18 protein-coding genes, 1 tRNA gene and 1 other RNA gene are annotated in these 19227 nt (G+C 71.5%); 15 read left to right on the top strand and 5 right to left on the bottom strand.

The genetic code is table 11. The features are described 5' to 3' along the window. Window positions 1-144: 144 nt before the first annotated feature. On the bottom strand, window positions 145-741 hold the full coding sequence (locus GA0074694_RS12935; RefSeq protein ID WP_091457558.1) for an Rv3235 family protein: 597 nt from the start codon (window positions 739-741) through the stop codon (window positions 145-147). A 100-nt stretch (window positions 742-841) separates the two neighbouring features. After that, the gene (locus GA0074694_RS12940) at window positions 842-1072 is read right to left on the bottom strand and encodes a helix-turn-helix domain-containing protein (protein ID WP_091457563.1); all 231 of its coding nucleotides are present in this window, start codon (window positions 1070-1072) and stop codon (window positions 842-844) included. A gap of 177 nt (window positions 1073-1249) precedes the next feature. Between GA0074694_RS12940 and GA0074694_RS12945 the strand changes: the two genes are divergently transcribed. Further along, window positions 1250-1759 (top strand): DUF6912 family protein, encoded by a 510-nt coding sequence (locus GA0074694_RS12945; RefSeq protein WP_091457566.1) that lies wholly within the window; start codon window positions 1250-1252, stop codon window positions 1757-1759. Between the two features lie 9 nt (window positions 1760-1768). Here GA0074694_RS12945 and GA0074694_RS12950 read toward each other — a convergent pair whose 3' ends face one another. Then, the gene (locus tag GA0074694_RS12950; RefSeq protein ID WP_091457570.1) at window positions 1769-2779 is read right to left on the bottom strand and encodes a hypothetical protein; all 1011 of its coding nucleotides are present in this window, start codon (window positions 2777-2779) and stop codon (window positions 1769-1771) included. A 400-nt stretch (window positions 2780-3179) separates the two neighbouring features. On the opposite strand from GA0074694_RS12950, the gene pruA reads away from it, so the two are divergent. The 8 genes from pruA (at window position 3180) to GA0074694_RS12990 (ending at window position 10920) form a co-directional block, all read left to right on the top strand. Then, entirely contained in the window at window positions 3180-4808 is a 1629-nt protein-coding gene (gene pruA / locus GA0074694_RS12955; RefSeq protein ID WP_091457573.1) for an L-glutamate gamma-semialdehyde dehydrogenase, read from the top strand. 319 nt (window positions 4809-5127) lie between these two features. Then, a complete protein-coding gene (locus GA0074694_RS12960) occupies window positions 5128-5646 on the top strand; it encodes a PadR family transcriptional regulator (RefSeq protein WP_091457583.1) in 519 nt (172 codons plus the stop codon). Between the two features lie 187 nt (window positions 5647-5833). Further along, the gene (prfB, locus tag GA0074694_RS12965) at window positions 5834-6955 is read left to right on the top strand and encodes a peptide chain release factor 2 (protein WP_091457587.1); all 1122 of its coding nucleotides are present in this window, start codon (window positions 5834-5836) and stop codon (window positions 6953-6955) included. A 119-nt stretch (window positions 6956-7074) separates the two neighbouring features. Further along, entirely contained in the window at window positions 7075-7755 is a 681-nt protein-coding gene (gene ftsE / locus GA0074694_RS12970; RefSeq protein ID WP_091457590.1) for a cell division ATP-binding protein FtsE, read from the top strand. Between the two features lie 109 nt (window positions 7756-7864). Continuing rightward, complete coding sequence (gene ftsX, locus GA0074694_RS12975) at window positions 7865-8740, top strand: permease-like cell division protein FtsX (protein ID WP_091457594.1); 876 nt, start codon at window positions 7865-7867, stop codon at window positions 8738-8740. A gap of 132 nt (window positions 8741-8872) precedes the next feature. After that, window positions 8873-9352: an SsrA-binding protein SmpB gene (gene smpB, locus GA0074694_RS12980; protein ID WP_091457597.1), complete on the top strand. Its 480-nt coding sequence runs from the start codon at window positions 8873-8875 to the stop codon at window positions 9350-9352. A 106-nt stretch (window positions 9353-9458) separates the two neighbouring features. Next, window positions 9459-9834, top strand: a transfer-messenger RNA (tmRNA) gene (gene ssrA, locus GA0074694_RS12985). 141 nt (window positions 9835-9975) lie between these two features. Further along, window positions 9976-10920: a hypothetical protein gene (locus tag GA0074694_RS12990; protein WP_091457602.1), complete on the top strand. Its 945-nt coding sequence runs from the start codon at window positions 9976-9978 to the stop codon at window positions 10918-10920. A 122-nt stretch (window positions 10921-11042) separates the two neighbouring features. On the opposite strand, the gene GA0074694_RS12995 is transcribed toward GA0074694_RS12990, so the two are convergent. Next, window positions 11043-11846, bottom strand: coding sequence for an S-methyl-5'-thioadenosine phosphorylase (locus GA0074694_RS12995; RefSeq protein WP_091457606.1), 804 nt, complete (start codon window positions 11844-11846; stop codon window positions 11043-11045). Between the two features lie 201 nt (window positions 11847-12047). On the opposite strand from GA0074694_RS12995, the gene GA0074694_RS13000 reads away from it, so the two are divergent. The 4 genes from GA0074694_RS13000 to GA0074694_RS32840 all read left to right on the top strand — a co-directional run bounded on the left by GA0074694_RS13000 (window position 12048) and on the right by GA0074694_RS32840 (window position 14474). Then, window positions 12048-12638: a YqgE/AlgH family protein gene (locus GA0074694_RS13000; RefSeq protein WP_091457611.1), complete on the top strand. Its 591-nt coding sequence runs from the start codon at window positions 12048-12050 to the stop codon at window positions 12636-12638. A gap of 86 nt (window positions 12639-12724) precedes the next feature. Further along, window positions 12725-12797 (top strand) — tRNA-Ala (locus GA0074694_RS13005). 436 nt (window positions 12798-13233) lie between these two features. Next, complete coding sequence (locus GA0074694_RS32835; protein ID WP_245714664.1) at window positions 13234-13941, top strand: hypothetical protein; 708 nt, start codon at window positions 13234-13236, stop codon at window positions 13939-13941. Window positions 13942-13982: 41 nt separating this feature from the next. Next, entirely contained in the window at window positions 13983-14474 is a 492-nt protein-coding gene (locus GA0074694_RS32840) for a CinA family protein (protein ID WP_245714665.1), read from the top strand. Between the two features lie 30 nt (window positions 14475-14504). Here GA0074694_RS32840 and GA0074694_RS13015 read toward each other — a convergent pair whose 3' ends face one another. Beyond that, window positions 14505-15284, bottom strand: a complete 780-nt coding sequence (locus GA0074694_RS13015) for a nucleotidyltransferase domain-containing protein (protein ID WP_091457614.1) — start codon at window positions 15282-15284, stop codon at window positions 14505-14507. A 794-nt stretch (window positions 15285-16078) separates the two neighbouring features. Here GA0074694_RS13015 and GA0074694_RS13025 point away from each other — a divergent pair. Together GA0074694_RS13025 and GA0074694_RS13030 are read left to right on the top strand one after the other, a co-directional pair. Continuing rightward, window positions 16079-17509, top strand: coding sequence for a glycoside hydrolase family 16 protein (locus GA0074694_RS13025; RefSeq protein WP_176737889.1), 1431 nt, complete (start codon window positions 16079-16081; stop codon window positions 17507-17509). Between the two features lie 147 nt (window positions 17510-17656). Next, complete coding sequence (locus tag GA0074694_RS13030; RefSeq protein WP_091457625.1) at window positions 17657-18901, top strand: hypothetical protein; 1245 nt, start codon at window positions 17657-17659, stop codon at window positions 18899-18901. The last annotated feature ends 326 nt before the right edge of the window (window positions 18902-19227 follow it).

Consider the following 19227-nt stretch of genomic DNA (forward strand, 5'->3'; position numbering starts at 1 on the left):
CGACCCGAGGGGCGTCCACCGCACGCGGTGGGCGCCCCTCGCGGCGTCTTCCCGGGCGTCGGCCCGCGGCCAGCGGACCGGGGGAGCAGGGCTGTGCTTCCGGTATCGGCTCGCCGCCGGCGGCCCGGCCGGCGGAGCGGGGTGTCAGAGGACCTGGAGAACGGCGCAGATCCAGCCCGGCCCCCGGCGTTCCAGGCGGAGCGCCATCGCCCAGCTCCGCCCGTTCGGGGCGGCGAGCACGGCGGCGGCCTCGATCGCGGCCGGCTGTGGCTGGCACACCCGGAGCCGGCGCAGGCGCACCATCGGGCGGGTGGCCCGTCGCCGGACCGGCCCGAGCCGGGAGGTGGCCAGGGCGAGCTGCTCCAGCACGTCGGCCGTGCGCAGCGGGTCGGTGAGGGGGCGGATCTGGCCCGGCGGCCGGTAACCGTTGACGACCTCCAGGCAGGTGGACAGGAAGCGGTGCGCGGCGCGGGTGGCCTCCGGGGTGGCGGTGGCGGGCGGCGCGGCAGCGGGCGCGGCCGGCCGGGGCGGGTGCGGCGCGGTGGGTCGGTGTGCGGGCCGCCCGGCGGGCCGACCCCCGCCCGGGCGGCTGGCGTCGACCAGGTCGAGGGCGAGCTGGGCAGCGGTCGGACGCGGCCAGAGGTCGGCGAGCCGATCGTCGGCGAACGGCGGTTCGAGGGGTGGCGCGGGCCGCAACCGGACCGGGGGACGTGGTGGCACCGGACGGCGGGAGTCGACCATCAGATCCCCCTGATTCCTTCGTTTGCCTACGTTTGCCTCCGACAGCCTTCATCTTCGGGCATGGAACAGCCCCGGTCAATGTCTGCGGGTGACCCGTCCGTTACTCGGTGGCCTCGCGTTCGCTGAGCGGGTTGGCCCGCACCCACTCCGCGGTCTCGGCGTACTTGCGCTGGATGTACTCCTCCAACCGGACGCGTTCCACCCGCCACTGCCCCCGGCCGCCGATCTTGATGGCGGGCAGTTCTCCGCTGCGGACCATGTGGTAGACCTGCGAGTCGGTGACGTTGAGTTCGGCCGCCACGTCGGACAGCAGCAGGAACCTCGGTTCCATGTCGGACCTCTCGCGTTGCCGGCGTTTGCCTCAGTTTGCCACCGGTCGGGCCGGAGGCGCACCGGCGCGGCGCGGGGCTGCCTTTCCGCCGGCCGCCGCGGGTGTACTACGGTCACGGCGTCCGGCACGGCCGGCGTCCCGGCCGGACACCGGCCGGCCTCGAGCGGGGAGACCAGGGTGACCGAGAACCTTGTCCGGGTGTACGTACCGGCGACCGTACCGATGCTGACCCGGCTGCGCGACGCGGGCCTCCCGGCCGGCGCGGTGCACGCGGTGACCCCCGGCCTGCGCGAGTGGTACGCCGAGGGCGACGAGGAGGAGCTGGAGTACGTCGCCTTCACCCGGGCCGCCCAGGACGCGCTCCGGCTGCTGCACGACGACCCGTCCGCGCCCCGGCGTCGCGTGGTGGTCTCGGCCGACGTGCCGGCCGCCGCGCTGGGCCGGCCGGACGGCGAGCTCGGCTCCAGCATCGTCGACCTGGCCCGGCCGGTCGGAGTGCGGGCGGTGGCCGCCCTGCACGTCGACGGGGAGGAGGCGGTCACGGACGTCACCGCCGCCGCGGAGGTCGTCGACCGGGCGCTCGCCGGGGACGAGGACGCCCAGTTCACCGTCGACGGAGTGGAGGACCACGAGCTGGAGTGGTACGACCCCTCCGAGCTGGACCTGCTGCTCCGTACCGCCTCCTGAGCGCGCCGGTCAGTCCACCAGGGCGGCGTCGTCCTCGTCGTCGACGGGGGCCGGGCCGAGCGTGCGGCCAAAGGCGATCATCGCGGTGAGTGCGCCGACGAAGAGCACCCAGATGGCGTTGTCCAGCCGGGAGGTGCCCAGGGTGGTCTGGGCCACCGCGTCCGCCTCGCTGAGCGCGGCCGCCAGGTCGAGCAGGGAGCGTCCGCCGACCCGGATGACCACCTCGGTGAGCAGCAGCAGCAGACCCGAGCCGGCCCCGGCCACCAGGTACGCGGGCCACCGTTCGGCCGGTGCGTCCGGGTGCCGCCGCAGCGTCCGGCGGCGGGCCAGACGGAGGTAGCCGAAGGCGACCACCCCGGCCACCAGCCCGGCGAGCAGGGACTCGGTGCGGGAGACCCACCGGGCCGCGCCGACCATCGCCTCCTGGGTGCCGCCACCGCCGTACAGCTCGAAGAGCGGGTCGCGGACCTGGCTGAACGCCACCACGAAGACCAGGACGGCGAGGGCGGCGGCGACCACCGCCCCGACCACCCGGGCGGTGCGGGCACCGGCCAGCGCGCCGCCGACCACGGCCGCCGCGGCGGTGGTGCCGGCGATCACGTTCGTGGTGGCGTTGTCGGCGTAGACAAGGTTGATCGCCACGGCGGTGAGCAGCCCGACGAGCAGGCCCACCCCGGTGGCGGTGACGAAGCGGAGGGTGGCCCGGTCGACGCCCCGGCGGGCGAGCAGGTTGGTGACCGCCAGCGCGACCCCGCCTCCGGCGACCAGGGCCGCCGAGATCACCCCGGGCAGCGCGTACGCGGAGAGGCTGACCGCCGTGACGCCGGCCTGTGCGGAGCTGATCGCGGCCCGGGTCGACCAGAGCATCGCGGCCAGCCAGCCGAGCGCGAGCAGCGCGAGGACGACGGCCGCCGGGGCGGGCCCCGGCCTGCCCGCCGGGGCGGTGGTCTCCCCGGTCGACGGGCCGTCGACCGGGTGGTCCGGGTCCGCGGCCGTCGAGCTGCCGGACTGCTGGGTCATCGTCTTCCCTTCGACGCGAACGCGCCAGCTCCCTCCCATCGACGGGCACGGGCAGGGCCTCCGACGGGCACGGGAAGGTGGCGAGCGGGTCACCGGCTCACCAGGGTACGCGCCCGCCCGACGGGCCGGCCCGGGTGTGACCGGGTGGATGCAGGGGCCCCCTGTTACCGCTTTTTGTCGAGGAGGGGTCCCCTGCATCCACCCGACCCGGGGCGCGGCTCGCGCGGGTACGACGGGTGTACGGCGGGACGTGGCTGGCTAGGTGGGTGGGGTCGGGCGTGGGAGAATCGCGGCGGACCCGTCGCCGCGAGCCGGTGAGGCGTCGTGCCCGGTGACCGGCCGTCGGTCGGTGGCCGCGGGTCCGGTTTCGCCACCGCTGTCGAGATCGCCAGGAGCTGTGATGGACGCCGTGTTCTCCGTACCCGAGCCACGCAACGAGCCGGTACGCGCCTACGAGCCGGGCAGTGCCGACCGGGAGCGGCTCCAGCGGCGCCTCGCCGAGCTGGCCGCCGACCGGCTGGACCTGACCATGACCGTCGCCGGTGAGCAGCGGATGGCCGGCGGCGAGCGGATCGACGTGGTGCAGCCGCACCGGCACGCGGACGTGCTGGGGGTCACCGCGCACGCCGACCGGGCCGACGCGCGGGCGGCGGTCAAGGCCGCCCTGGACGCGGCTCCGATGTGGCGGGCGCTGCCGTTCGAGGAGCGAGCGGCGATCTTCCTGCGGGCGGCGGAGCTGCTCGCCGGCCCCTGGCGGGACACCCTGAACGCCGCCACCATGCTCGGCCAGTCGAAGACGGTGGTCCAGGCGGAGATCGACTCGGCCTGCGAGTTCGTCGACTTCCTCCGGTTCAACGTGCACTTCGCGCGGAAGCTGCTGGAGGAGCAGCCGATGTCGTCGCCCGGGGTGTGGAACCGGTTCGACCACCGTCCGCTGGAGGGCTTCGTCTACGCGATCACCCCGTTCAACTTCACCGCGATCGCCGGCAACCTGCCCTCGGCCCCGGCGCTGCTCGGCAACACAGTGGTCTGGAAGCCCGCGCCGACCCAGCAGTTCGCGGCGCACTTCACCATGCGCCTGTTCGAGGCGGCCGGCCTGCCGCCCGGTGTGATCAACATGGTCACCGGCCGGGGCGAGGAGGTCTCCGAGGTGGTCCTCGCCGACCCCGACCTGGCCGGCATCCACTTCACCGGGTCGACCAAGGTGTTCCAGCACCTCTGGCGGACCGTCGGGGAGAACATCGCCCGGTACCGGGGCTACCCCCGGCTGGTCGGGGAGACCGGCGGCAAGGACTTCGTGGTGGCGCACACCAGCGCCGACGTGGACGCGCTGCACACCGCGCTGATCCGGGGCGCCTACGAATACCAGGGACAGAAGTGCTCGGCGGCGTCGCGGGCGTACGTGCCGCGTTCCATCTGGGAGGGCGGCCTGCGGGACCGACTGGCCGCCACCGCCGACTCGCTGACCTACGGCGACGTGACCGACTTGTCGAACTTCGGTGGCGCGGTGATCGACTCGAAGGCGTTCGACCGGCACACCGCCGCGCTGGGGCTGATCTCCTCTGACGACAGTTGCCGGGTGCTGGCCGGCGGCACCGCCGACGACTCGGTGGGCTGGTTCGTCCGGCCGACCCTGTTCGAGTGCACCGACGGCACGCACGAGACGTTCACCACTGAGTACTTCGGCCCGATCCTCGGTGTGCACGTCTTCGACGACGCCCGCTTCGAGGACGTGGTCGCCCAGGCGGAGTCGGTGGCCCCGTACGCGCTGACCGGGTCGATCTTCGCGACCGACCGCCGGGTGGTGGAGGCGGTCGCGGAGCGGATGCGGTACGCGGCCGGCAACTTCTACGTCAACGACAAGCCGACCGGTGCGGTGGTCGGGCAGCAGCCGTTCGGGGGCGCGCGGGCCAGCGGCACCAACGACAAGGCCGGCTCCTGGCACAACCTGGTCCGGTGGATGTCGCCGCGCACCATCAAGGAGACCTTCGTCCCACCGACGGACCACACCTACCCGCACATGGGCTGAGGCTGTCCGGGCGCAGCGCGTCCGGCTGGTGTCGTCCCGACGGGCCCCATTCCGCCGTCCTCCGGTGGGGTGGGGCCCTCGGCGTGCACCACTGATGACCCGCCCGGGTGGAATCTGGGCCAAAGCGGACAGGGGATCGGGCGTTTCCTGTACCCTGCGTAACCAGATGATCATATACGTAGGCATCCTCCAGGCGCCCGAACGCATCGATCATCCTCTATGGACTGTCGCTCTCCGACAGTGCACATAGGAAGTGACAGGCCGTGCTGATTGCGCCAAATCCTAGACGCCGGGGCAGCAAAGTGGCAGCGTAATGGGCATGGCGGATTCCGGAATCAACCCCACAGCGGCGGCCCTGCTCGGGCTGCTCCACGAGGGTCCCATGACAGGCGGTCAACTGATGGCCGCCGCCGAGCGCCGGCTGGCGCCCTACTGGTCGATGACCCGCAGTCAGGTCTACCGAGAGTTGCCGGTACTGGCCGAGCGCGGACTCGTGCGGATGGGCAAGCCCGGTCCACGGTCCAGTCAGCCGTACGCGATCACCCCGTCCGGTAAGCGGACGTTCTCCCGCTGGCTGGCGGAAGGGCCGGGCAAGGACACCATCCGCAACCCGGTCGCGCTGCGGATCGCCTTCGGCGAGCTGCACTCGGCCACCCAGTTGCGCAACCTCTACACCTCGGCGAACGAGTACCACACCGAAGCCCTGGCGCACGTCCGTGAGCAGGTGCGCAACGCCAAGAAGGATGGTGCCGCCTTCGACGCGAGCGCCCTGGAGTTCGCGGTCGCCTACCACAAGGCCGCGCTGACCTGGCTGAAGAACGCTCCGGTCCCCGGCTGAGCGCCGATCCGCCGCCGGGTCCGCCTGCGGACCGTGGAGCCGTACCAGCCCGCCCACCCGTACGACACCACCAGGACCGGAGGACCGGGGGCCGGCGACGCCCGCCGTGCCCCCTCGCCGGGTGCAATCCACTCCGACCGCGGGGCTCGCCGGCCGCCGGCCGCTCCCGCCGGTACGCTTGGCTGTCGTGACCGCTGCCGATTACGCCGAACAGCTCAAGGAACTCGACGCCACCCTGCGCAACATCGAGGCCGTGCTCAACCTCGACCGGCTGCGTGAGGACAAGGCCCGGCTCGAGCAGGAGGCCTCCGCGCCGGACCTGTGGGACGACCAGGCCCGAGCCCAGCAGGTGACCTCGCAGCTGTCGTACGTCAACGGCGAGATCAGCAAGCTGGGCAGCCTCCGGTCCCGGCTCGACGACGCCCGTGTCCTGCTGGAGCTGGCCGAGGCCGAATCGGACTCCGGGGTGCTCACCGAGGTGGAGAGCGAGATCGCCGGGCTCGGCAAGGCCATCCAGGAGATGGAGGTGCGCACCCTGCTCTCCGGGGAGTACGACTCCCGGGAGGCGCTGGTGGCGATCCGGGCGGGAGCCGGCGGCGTGGACGCGGCCGACTTCGCCGAGATGCTTCTGCGGATGTACCTGCGCTGGGCGGAGCGGCACGGCTACCCGACCGAAGTCTACGAGACCTCGTACGCCGAGGAGGCCGGGCTGAAGTCGGCCACCTTCGCGGTGAAGGTCCCGTACGCGTACGGGACCCTCAGCGTGGAGTCCGGCACACACCGGTTGGTCCGGATCAGCCCCTTCGACAACCAGGGCCGGCGGCAGACCAGCTTCGCCGGTGTGGAGGTGCTGCCGGTCACCGAGCAGACCGACCACATCGACATCCCCGAGAACGAGATGCGGATCGACGTCTACCGGTCGTCCGGGCCGGGTGGGCAGAGCGTCAACACGACCGACTCGGCGGTGCGGATCACCCACATCCCGACCGGGATCGTGGTCACCTGCCAGAACGAGAAGTCCCAGCTCCAGAACAAGGCGTCCGCGATGCGGGTGCTCCAGGCCCGGCTGCTGGAGCGCAAGCGCCAGGAGGAGCAGGCCCGGCTGGAGGGGCTCAAGACCGACGCCGCCGGCTCGTGGGGCGACCAGATGCGGTCGTACGTCCTGCACCCCTATCAGATGGTGAAGGATCTGCGTACCGAGCACGAGACGGGCAACCCGACCTCGGTCTTCGACGGCGAACTGGACGCCTTCATCGAGGCGGGGATCCGCTGGCGGAAGCAGCGACAGCTCGCCGATGACCGAGCGTGATCGAACCGGGGCGGAGCGCGTTGATCGTTTGTCGCGTAACCTACTAAATCGATGACTTCACACGCATCGGCGGGGCGTGGGGGACGCCCCGCCGGTCACACGGCGTAGACTCCCTCTCCGTGATTCAGCTTGAGCAAGTGACGAAGACGTACCCGAAGGCGTCCCGCCCGTCGCTCGACAACGTGTCGGTCTCGATCGAGAAGGGCGAGTTCGTCTTCTTCATCGGCCCTTCCGGCTCCGGCAAGTCCACCATCATCAAGCTCCTGCTGCACGAGGTCACCCCGAACAAGGGGCGGGTCATCGTGAACAGCAAGGACGTCACGTCGATGCGCTCCTGGAAGCGTCCGCAGTTCCGGCGCTCCATCGGCTGCGTGTTCCAGGACTTCCGGCTGCTGCCCAACCGCACCGCGTACGAGAACGTCGCGTTCGCCCTCGAGGTGATCGGCAAGACCAAGGCGGTCGCCCGCCGGGTGGTGCCCGAGGTGCTGGAGCTGGTCGGCCTCGGCGGCAAGGAGCACCGGTACCCGCACGAGCTCTCCGGTGGTGAGCAGCAGCGGGTCGCGGTGGCCCGGGCGTTCGTGAACCGGCCGTTGATCCTGCTGGCGGACGAGCCGACCGGAAACCTCGACCCGGACACCTCCATCGAGATCATGCGCCTGCTGGACCGGATCAACCGCACCGGCACAACGGTCGTGATGGTCACGCACGACTCCAACATCGTCAACCAGATGCGCCGCCGGGTCGTCGAGATCGAGAGCGGGCGCATCGTGCGGGACCAGGCCCGCGGCGTCTACGGCTGAGCCGACGGCCCGCCGCCCCCAGGCGGGCCCGCGGCTCGCCGCTCCCCGAACGGGGCCCTGCGGCCCGATCTGACGACGAACACTTGCCGGAGACCCGGAGGAATACCCGATGCGCGTTAAATACGTCCTGTCCGAGGTGCTGGTCGGACTGTGGCGCAACGTGACCATGACGATCGCCATGATCATCACGATGGCGGTGTCCCTGACCATGCTCGGTGCCAGCGGTCTGATGTACCGCCAGGTCTCCGACATGAAGGAGCTCTACTACGAGAACATCGAGGTGTCGATCTTCCTCAAGACCGACGTGCCGGCCGAGCAACGGGACGCGCTCCGCGCCAAGTTGGACGGCGACCCGCTGGTCGAGGAGGTCGTCTACGTCAACAAGGACGAGGCGTACCAGCGCTTCCAACAGATGTTCCGGGACGCTCCGGACCTGGTCGGAGCCGTCCAGGCGGACGTGCTGCCCGAGTCGTTCCGGCTCAAGCTGACCAACCCGCAGGAGTACCGGTCGATCTACGAGCAGTACAAGGACGACGCGGCGGTGGACGAGATCGTCGACCAGAGCGCGCTGCTCGACAAGATCTTCAACATCCTGACCGCGATCCAGAACATCGCGCTCGCCGCGGCCGCCGTGATGGCCATCGCGGCCCTCCTCCTGGTGGCCAACACCATCCAGGTCGCCGCGTACAGCAAGCGGCGTGAGGTCGCGGTCATGAAGCTGGTCGGCGCCTCCAACTGGTTCATCCAGGCACCGTTCGTGCTGGAGGCCGTGGTCGCCGGTCTGATCGGTTCACTGCTCGGCCTGCTCGCCCTGATCGGCGCGAAACAGTTCCTCTTCGACGGGTCGTTGCAGTCCCTCCAGGGTCTGCTCTCCCCGATCAGCTGGGGCGACATCCTGATCATGTTCCCGCTGATGGCGGGCGTGGGTGGCTTCGTCAGCGCGATCACCGCCTGGGTCACGCTCCGCTTCTACCTGCGGGGCTAGTCACTCCTACGGGTCGTCTCCGGGTGAGGAGAGCCCCCCGGCACCGGGAACAAATGGTGCCGGGGGGCTCTTTCCGTTCAGGTAGCATGGGCGGGCTGTCCGCCGAGTCGATCACGGAAGGGGTGTGGGCCGATGCCACGGGAGAAGGGGCGGAAGGTCGTCGCCTCCAACCGCCGGGCGCGGCACGACTACAGCATCCTCGACACGTACGAGGCGGGCATGGCGCTGACCGGCACGGAGGTGAAGTCGCTGCGCGCGGGTCGGGCCTCCCTGGTGGACGCGTTCGCCCAGGAGCGCGACGGCGAGCTGTTCCTGCACGGCATGCACATCCCGGAGTACGTCCAGGGCACGTGGACCAACCACGAACCCCGGCGGACCCGGAAGCTGCTGCTGAAGCGCCTGGAGATCGACCGGCTGATCGGCAAGAGCCGGGAGGGCGGGTTGACCATGGTGCCGTTGCAGGTCTACTTCTCCGACGGCTGGGCCAAGGTCGAGATCGGGCTCGCCAAGGGCAAGAAGGCGTACGACAAGCGCCAGGACCTGGCCAAGCGGGACGCCGATCGCGAGATCAACCGGGCGCTGGGCCGGCGGGGCAAGGGGATGGCCGAGTGATTTCGTCCCATATGTCCGTCTAGCGACGTGCGGGCGGGGCTCGGGATGAAACCCGTTGCGCGAGGCGTTAGGCTTGGTGGAGCTGCCGACAGGGGCAGCCACTCGAGGGGGTGACAGGTTTCGACTTCGTGCGTGGCGTCAGGGGAAGCGAGCCGAGGAAGCCGACGTCGTCTCGTGAATCGGTCGTCGGAAAACAATAAGCGCCAAGAACAATCGCGCTGACTTCGCTCTCGCCGCCTGAGGCGAGTAGCAAGTCTGTCGGCCTGGGAGCGCCTTCGACCCAGTTAGCCGGCATCAGCTAGGAGGCTGGCCAACCGGACCCGGTCGCGGGGTCCGTGCGGCGAGATCAATCAGCGACTGGGCCCGTCACACCGACTCGCTCGCGTGATCGGTGGGGCCGAGTAGAGGCACAGCGAGCTGCGCTCGGAGAAGCCCTGACAAGGCGGCGAAGGACCCGGGTTCGATTCCCGGCACCTCCACCACCATGCGCCCCGGTCCCACCAACGGACCGGGGCGCATCGTCGTTCCCGGGGGAACCAGGGCACGTCGCGGCGGCGGGATCCGGGCCAGGGCACGTCGCGGTCGGCGGGAACCGGGGACGCCCCGGCCCACGTCGAACCGGCATGCGTCGACGAGTGACTCTGCTGCTGGGCCTGCCGATCCTGCTGGCCCTGACCGCCGCCTGCGCGGAGAACGGGAACCGGACCACCACGGTGGGTGATCCGAGCGAGCGGTGGGGGTCGTTTCACCGGCGGGCCGCCGAGGTCGCCGAGGCGTGGCAGCCCGGCCCGGCCTGGAAGACCGGCTACGTTCCCCTGGAGGCCCCTACCGTCCTCACCGGGGATCCGAAGTTCTCCGACGAGACCAAGCTGGCCTTCCAGGCCGGCTGGTACCGGGAGCAGGTCGCCATCCCGCCGACCCGTGTGGGCGGCGGCGTCGTGCGCTTCCCGGACGGCACGCTCGACGTGCCGCTGGTCAGTGCCGCCGAGGCGTACCGGCAGTTGGACCTGGGAGACCCGCCGCCGTGCGAGGGTCGGCCGAAGGTCCCCGGGCCGACGGTGGAGCCGGGCCCGGACGGACCGGTCGCGACCACCCCGGTGACGGCGGCCTGCACGCCGCTGACCGTCACCGGCCTCAAGCTCGGCACCGTGGAGTTGCGGACCAGCCGGGGCGAGGCCACCGTGCCCGCCTGGCTGTTCACCGTCGAGGAACTCGCCGTGCCGGTCGCCCAGGTGGCCGTGGCGCCCAGCGCGGTCTCCGCCGTGCCGGATGCCGGCCCGTCCTGGCAGCCGGCTCCCGAGGTGGCCGCCGCCCAGAACGTCGTCTCGATCGAGGGCGCCGAACTGACCTGGCGGGTCGGGGTGGGTGCCTGTGACACCGGGGTCCAGCCGCTGGTGGCCGAGTTCGACGACGTGGTGGTGGTCGGCGCCGGGGTGGTCCGGGGCACCGGCGTGTGCACGGACCAGTTGAAGCTGGAGCCGGTCAGCGCGACGCTCAAGGCGCCGCTCGGCGCCCGTACGGTGCTGGACGTGGTGACCGGATCGCCGGTGTCCATGCTCGGCGGGTGACGCGCCTGCCCCGGCAGGTCGTGGACGGCGACCGGGAAGCCGGTGGCGTCGTCCGGGCACGACGGTCGGGATCGACCCGCCGAGGGGGCGTCCGCCGACGACCCCCTCGGGGCGACCCGAGCTCAGGGCAGCGGGAAGGGGAGCTTGATGCCGTCCAGCGCGGAGGCGCAGGTGCACTCCCGCTCGGCCGGAAGGGCGGCGACCGCGTCCAGCAGGATGTCCCGCAGCCGGTCGGTGTTCTCGCCGAAGACCCGGAACACCTCCTCCTGCGTCACCGAGTGCCCGCCCTCCACTCCGGCGTCCAGGTCCGTGACCAGGGCGATGGAGGTGTAGCAGAGCGCCAGCTCACGGGCGAGGACGGCCTCCGGGTGCCCGGTCATGTTGACCACCGAGCCACCGATCGCGGTGAACCAGCGGGACTCGGCGCGGGTGGAGAAGCGTGGCCCCTCGACCACCACCACCGTGCCGCCGTCCACCGCCGACACCCCCCGTCCGGCCGCCGCGTCGAGCAGCGTACGCCGACCGGCGGGGCAGTACGGGTCGGCGAAGGAGACGTGCACCGCACCCCGGTCGTAGTAGGTCTGCGCCCGGCCGCTGGTCCGGTCGATCAGCTGGTCCGGCACGACGAAGGAACCCGGGCCCAGTTCCGGCCGCAGTCCGCCGACCGCGCAGGGCGCCAGCACCCGGCGTACCCCGAGGGACCGCAACGCCCACAGGTTGGCCCGGTAGGGGATCAGGTGCGGCGGGTGCCGGTGGTCGCGGCCGTGCCGGGGCAGGAAGGCCACCCGCCGACCGGCCACCTCGGCGACGGTGATCGCGTCCGACGGGGGCCCGTACGGTGTCTCCACCCGGTGTTCCACGGCGTTGTCCAGGAGGGCGTAGAGGCCCGAGCCGCCGATGACCGCAATCTCCGCCCTAGGATCCATCGATTCTCCCCAAACTCGTTCCACTACCGGCCGGTCAGACCTTAGCCACCGTGCAAGGTGCAGGCTATGGTGCCAGGCATGGCGTTGAGGACACGGACGCTCCCGGTGCACCGGGTCGACCCGGTGCGTTCGGCGACGTCCCGGCAGGGGGTTCCGGCGTGGCGTGACCGCGTCGCGGCACGCGGTTAGGGGATAGGCGACATGCAGGGAGAGGGACAGGCGATCGGCGGTCGTTCGATGGCGTCGATGACCGGGCAGTTGCTGGTCGCGACCCCGGCTCTGAAGGATCCCAACTTCGACCGTACGGTCGTGCTGCTGGTCGCGCACGAGCCCGGCGGGGCGCTGGGTGTGGTGCTCAACCGGGCCACCGAGGTGCCCGTCGCCGACGTCCTCGGCGACTGGAGCGCGCTGGCCCGGGACCCGGCGGTGCTCTTCGAGGGCGGCCCGGTGCAGCCCGACTCGGCCATCTGCCTGGCCCGGATGCGTCACCCGGTACGCCGGCTCAAGGGCTTCCACCAGGTTCTCGGCGCGGTGGGCACGATCGACCTTTCCGTGGACCCGGACCGGATGCGGGAGAGCGTCTCCGGCATCCGGGTCTTCGCCGGCTACTCGGGATGGGGCGCCGGGCAGTTGGAGCAGGAGATCGAGGAGGGCTCCTGGTTCGTCCTGGACGCCCTGCCCGGCGACGCCTTCGTCGACCGTCCCGACGACCTGTGGCCGATGGTGCTGCGCCGGCAGGGCGGGATGATGGCGGCGGTCGCCCACTTCCCGCCGGACGTGTCACTCAACTGACCGCCGGGGGTACCCCCGGGAGATGACCATGGCCGCCGGTGTGTGTATAGTTTCGTCCGTGCCCGGGCGACCGGGGACACTGGCAAGGGGCCGTGGCGCAGCTGGTAGCGCACCACACTGGCAGTGTGGGGGTCAGGGGTTCGAGTCCCCTCGGCTCCACCCTTGTGAAACGCCCTGGCGCGGGACCTGATCCCGAACCAGGGCGTTCGTCGCGTCCGGGGCAGTCGCTGCTCCGCCGGATCCCTGCGCCGTCGACCGTGGTGTCCCGTGCCGACCCGGGTCCGATCGGCATTCGGCGTCATGAATTGCACGAACCGGGCCAGATGTTTGCCGGGGATCGGTCTTCCCGCATTCCACCCATTGGCGCAACTGTGTCGACAGGGTTTGTCGAATGTCGGATGTTCGACCGTTCTCGTACCGGTGACTTTCCCCGCCACCGGCTGGATACTGGCCGTGCCGCCGTCCGCGCGAAGGGGGCGGTCCGTGCCGGGAACGCGGACCGGACACCTCGCGCGGACGCGGAGGGCGGGACCGACGTTGCCCGGTCTTCGCGGGACTGGGGAGGTGGACCGAAATCGCACCCAAAGAGCCGGTCGTGAAGAGTGTCAAGACGGTGCTCGGTTTCCTGACCGTCGCGTTGCTGGTCATGGAGGGCATCGCCCTCGTCCTGGTCACCTCCGTCGTCGACGCCGACCGGGCACTGATCTGGGTCCTGGTGGTGCTCATCCTCATCGTCTTCATCCTGTTCGGCCTGGCGATCGCGCGGCCAGGGCTGATCAATCCCGCGTACCAGGCGCCGGCCAAGGTCCACCCGGTGCCGGTAGCCAGTCCGCCGAGACTCAGATACGACATCTTCGTCTCGTCCCCGATGACGGCGTTCGGGGCCGACGGTGGCTACGAGGAACACCGGAAGGAGGTTCTCAAGATCGTTGCGGTCATCGAGCGTCGGTGCCAACTGAGGTGTTACTACTCGGGCCGGACCAGGGAGACCCTCCAGGACCTGGAGGCGGTCGACGTCGGACTGCGCAACGACATGGAGGCGCTGCGGAGCAGCCGCACCTTCGTGCTGATCCTGCCCGAGGCCTTCGTCTCGAGCGTCTTCGTGGAAGCGGGGATGGCGCTGGCCTTCGGGAAACCCGCCGTCTACTTCCGGCGTCCGGACGTCAGGCTGCCGTTCATGCTCGAGGGCGCGGCGAACGCGGCCGGCTCCGACCTGCCGCCCACCCGGCAGTATCCGTACCAGAGCACCCCGGATCTGATCAGGCTCATCCAGAACAACGGCCGAAGGATCTTCGACCCCTGAGCCCACGCCTTCGATGGGCGGGACTGACGATAGGCAGGACATTGCTCCCAGAAGAGATCGTTGCGAACCTGTTCAAACGGCACGGCCTGACCCTGGCGACCGCCGAGTCGCTCACCGGCGGCATGGTCGGCGAGCGTGTCACGTCGGTGCCCGGAGCGTCGGCGTACTACCTCGGCGGGGTGATCACATACGCGACGGAGGCGAAGCGCGACGTTCTCGGGGTGAGCGCCGACGTCCTGCGGACCGACGGCCCGGTAAGCAGCCGGGCGGCCAGCGAGATGGCACTCCGGGCCAGTGAGAGATTCGGGTCGAGCGTCGGGGTGGCGACCACCGGCGTGGCGGGGCCCGCCATGCAGGACGGTCACCCGGTCGGGACGCTCTTCGTCGGGATCTGCTGCCACGGGCAGGTCCGCTGCCTGCCGTTCCGGGGGCCCGACGGAAGTCGGGAGGAGATCCGCCGGTGGGCCAGCGAGATGGCGCTGAACGCCGTCATCGACGCGGTGCGCGACGCCCGACCGGTGGGCGACCGTTGACGCACTGACCGGCATCTCCGGCCGGTGTCGTCAGCCCCAGCGGCGGAGGGCATCCGCCACGACGGCGTCGACGGAGTCGGCCGCCTCCCGGGCGTCGGCCACGGTGAACGCGACCGGCTCACCCCGCCGCCAGCGGAGCGCGCGGTCCGCCAATGGTCCGTACGCGGGAAGGACCTCGGCCAGGTAGGCGGCGGCACCGGCCTTCGAGACGATGTCGCCGTGGGCCAGCGTGAAGTGCAGGCGTGCCGGCCCGAGCGCACACCAGGCCACGCCCTCGGCACCCACCTGCGTATCTTCCGGCGCGTCGGCGACCGCCGCACGGAGACTCGCGGCCAGCGGCCACCAGTAGGTCTCCAGGTTGTCCAGGTTGAAGCGGCGTACGGCGGCGCGGTCGACGGTCAGCCCCAGGGTGGACACCTCCGGGCCCCGGACCGCCTTCCCGTACCTGTTGAGCAGCAGCCACAGCACGGGGTGGAGTTCCCCGCAGGGCTGGTCGGCCCGGAACCGTCCCTCGACGACGAACGGCGCGACCCGCCGGTCGGCGGGCTGCTGGAAGAAGGTCTCCCGATCGAGGTACACGCCGTCGAGGTGCGGTTTCGGCGGCATGCCGGCGTGCACCGCGGCCAGGGCGCTGCGGTCCTCGTCGGTCGGGCGGCGCGACGTGACGATCAGCGTGTCGATGTCACTGTGGCCGGGCTGGTACGCCCCGAGCGCGACCGAACCGGTCAGGTACAGCATCTCGACGAAGCCGGGCAGGGCCGTGTCCACCGCGGCCAGGTAACGGGCGACCACCGTCTCCACCGTCTCCACCGGGAGAACCTAGCAGCGCGCACCGGTCAGGGTCGCCGTGCCGAGACCAGGAGTCGCGACAGGGCGGCTCCCGGGCAGCGTATCCGGGCCAGCGGCGTGCCGGTCACTGACGTTCACCAGGGTCGCGATCGCCATCAATTGCATCGATATGTGGAATGCTTCCCAGTCCCGGCGATGCGTGGATCCGCGACGAAGGGAGCCGGCATGGGCGGCGGCAGGACGAGGTTCCGTCGGGTACCGCCGGAGGCACCGCGCACGCGGTTCTCCGCACGGTACGACCGCTTCGCCGACGCCTTCGGTGCCGACCGGGTCGTGGGCCGGTGGGAACTGGTGCGGGCCCTCGACGTGCCGCCTCGCGTTTCCTGGACCGACGCGCCCCACGCGACCGGTGACCTTCCGGCCGACCTGGCCTTCGTCGCCTCCACCAGCAACGGCGTCGTCACAGGTAGAACCGCGCACCGGTCCAGCTCGACCGCGGTCTCCACTCAGCGAGCAGGCGGAACTTCCCGTTCCGGGCGTTCGCCAGATCAGCCAGCGCCGGGGTGACCCGGTGCGGAGCGGGAGGGGCGTGACCTGCGGGTTGTGACCTCACGTACCGGTCCGGCGCGCCCGGGGCGGAGATCCCGTACCGTCAAGGGATGGCGTCGTCCTTAGCGGACGCTTAAGTTGCGGTTCGGTGCTCGTGAAGTTCCGACCGCCCGGTCAGGCTGTCGTTACCGTTTGTGTTCACCAGACCGGAGTTCGACCTGCCCCGGGGGAGCTTGATGCTACGACGAGGTTCAGCGATCGCGCTGGTGGCAGCGGGTACGACGGTGATGTTGGCCGTTTCCGTGCTGCCGCTCTTCGCCGACGACGACACCTCGGTCACGATGGGTCCGGTCGCGGACACCACCGCGACCCAGGTGGCCCAGGACGGGGACAACAGCGTCAAGACGACGCTGGCCAGCTGCCCGCGGCTCTGCGACCGCAACCCGAACGGCCGGCGGGACGCGCTGCTGGAGTTCGACGTGACCGCGTTGCCCGCCGGGGCCCGGGACATCCGTGCCACCCTGCGGGTGCACGCCTGGCAGCCCTTCACCGCCCAGGTCTTCGCCCACTTCGCGGCCGGCCCGGCGGACTTCGCCGGTGGCTGGACCGAGCGGCCGTCCCTGGGGCCCGCGCTGGACGGCGTCAGCGAGGTCGGCAAGGGGCACAACGAGTGGGACGTCAGCGAGGCGGTCACCGGTAACGGCTCCTACACGTTCGCGCTGACCCAGCAGATCCACCACACCCGGATCTACTGGGCGTCCCAGGACAACTCCCGTACCGAGCTGCGTCCCCAGCTCGTGCTGACCTACCGCGACGGAGGACGACCCGCCCCGTCCCCGTCCCGGACGACGACCGCGCCGAAGCCGTCCCCGAGCCGGACGACGGCCGAGCCGACCCCGGCCCCGACGACGGTGAAGCCCAGCCCGTCGGTCAGTGTGAGCCGCCCTCCGAAGAGCCCGACGCCGGCCCCGCCCGGCCAGGTGCCCGGCTGGCGGATGGTCTGGAACGACGAGTTCAACGGCGACGTGGTGAACCGCGCCAAGTGGAACCTGCGGACCGGTGAGGCACGGGACGTCGACAAGGGCTGCAACGTCGACAGCCCGGAGAACACCTTCGTCTCCGGCGGCGTGCTGACCCTGCGGGCGTTGCGCCAGACCGCACAGTGCGGCTCGCAGACCCGGCAGTACACCCAGAGCTACCTGGACACCATCGGCCGTCACTCGTGGACGTACGGCCGGTTCGAGATGCGGGCCGAGTCGCCGAACGGCCCGTACGACTCGCGGGGGCTCTGGCCGGCGTTCTGGCTGCGCCCCGAGGACGGCGGCCGGGGCGAGATCGACGTCGTCGAGCTGCCCGGCGGCAACCAGTACTACCGGGCTGCCACCCAGGCCATCTTCTACGACTACACCCCGGTCAAGCAGGACCAGCGGTGGACGTTCCCGGACGGCGGGTACCCCGGAGACGGGTTCCACACGTACACCACCGAGTGGGAGCCGGACGCGATCCGCTGGTACATCGACGGACGCAAGGTGTACGAGCGCAACCGCGCCACCACGCCCTGGTTCGACGAGGTGTTCCACAAGCCGTACAACCTGCGGCTGAACTTCCAGGTCGGTGGCTGGCTCGGCGACCCGGACGGGGGCACGGTGTTCCCGGCCGACTTCCGGGTCGACTACATCCGCGTCTGGCAGCGCTAGCCACACCCTCCCCCTGCTTCCACCCGACCCCAGCCCCCTGCCACCACCCGACCCGGCGGGGGCGCGCGGTGCGGGCCGGGCGGGGCGTCACCTATCGTGTTCGCGCGGGGCGTCCGGGTGCGGGCGCGGACAGGGGGCAACACGGTCATGGCGGAGCGGCGGGACGGCGACCCCCGGGAGCGGCAGGACGGCATCGGCTGGGTGACCCGGGCGGTCTTCCCGGATCCCCGGCTGCGGTTGTCGGTCTCGCGGGAGCAGCCCGTCGCCACCCGGAAGGACGCGGCCGGTGCGGTGACCGTGCGGTACGCGGTGGTGCCGTCGGTGGAGCGGGCCCGGTTCCTCCTGCCGCTCGCCTCGCGGCGGGTCGGGGCGGCCTCGACCTGGGCGTACAACGCCCTCCGGCCGCCCCGGGTGCGGCTCAACCGGCTGGCGGTCGGTCTGCTCGCCGGGGTGGGGGCCACCGGCGCGGCGGGCATGCCGGTGCTGACGGTCTCCGTGCCGTCCATGGTGGACCCGGCCGAGGCGCTCCTGGTCGATCACCTGGCCTCGGTGCTCGGTGGCCGGTTGCACGCCGCCATCGGCATCCGGCCGCCCGATCCGCACCACAAGCCGACCCTCCAGATCTTCGACGACCGGGGCCGCCCCCGGGGGTACGCGAAGATCGGCTGGAACGACGCGACCCGGGCGATGGTCCGGGCCGAGGCGGCGGCCCTGCGCGGCCTGCCCCGTGACGGCGGTGACCTGCCCGACGCGCCCCGGCTGCTGGGCGAGGTGGGCTGGGGCGACCTCGCGGTGACCGTGGTCGAACCGATGCCCGCCGGCGTGCGTGGCCTGCGTCGGCCGGAGGAGCCCCGGATCGCCGCGATGCTGGCGGTGGCGCGGCGCGGTGGTCCGCCCCGCCCGGCTCGTCCGCTGCGCGGCTCACCGTTCCTGACCGACCTGGCCGCCCGGGCGGAGGTCGCGGGTGGCCCGGTCCGGGACGCCGTGGCCGCGCTGGCGGCCCGGGACGGCGAGGTGGCCCTGGAGTTCGGCGACTGGCACGGCGACTGGGTGCCGTGGAATCTCGGCACCCACCGGAGCCGCCTGATCGCCTGGGACTGGGAGAACGGCGGCACCGACCGGCCGGTCGGCTTCGATCTCGCCCACCAGGGCTTCCAGACCGCGTTGTCGCTGGGCGGACGACCCGCCGCGGAGGCGGCCGAGCAGATGCGGGCCCTGCTCGACCGGCAGGGCGCGGCTCTCGGGCTGGACGCCGACCGCCGCCGACTGGTGGGTGACGCTTACCTCATCGAGCTCTGGCTGCGGACGGCCGAACTCGCCGCAGGCGGTGGGGGCTGGAGTCCGAAGCTGCATCCGTCCCTTCTGGAGTTGCTGGCCGTGCGACTGGGATAGGGCCGTACCGGCCGACCGAACCTCCACAATGGGAGCAATCGGCTGCCCGTCCCTACCGGGATTCCGAGTATTCCTCTACTGTGTCACCGCTTGGTCGTGGTCCGCCGTGCCGAGACGTGGTGCCCGAATCGTCGGGACATCCGGGGCGCGGACGGGACCGGGGCATGCCGGCCGCCGGCCGGGCACGATACGCGGATCCGCCAGCCGGACGCCGGGTGGGTGCGTCCGGTGGCCGGGTCGTCGCTCCACGTCCTACCGGGCCGACCGACCGTCCGTACCGTCCAGGAAGGACGCCCGTGGCGCTGACCCCCCTCCGTACCGTCCGC

Origin of the sequence: Micromonospora inyonensis (assembly GCF_900091415.1) — a bacterium.
In the GTDB taxonomy this organism is placed as follows: domain Bacteria; phylum Actinomycetota; class Actinomycetes; order Mycobacteriales; family Micromonosporaceae; genus Micromonospora; species Micromonospora inyonensis.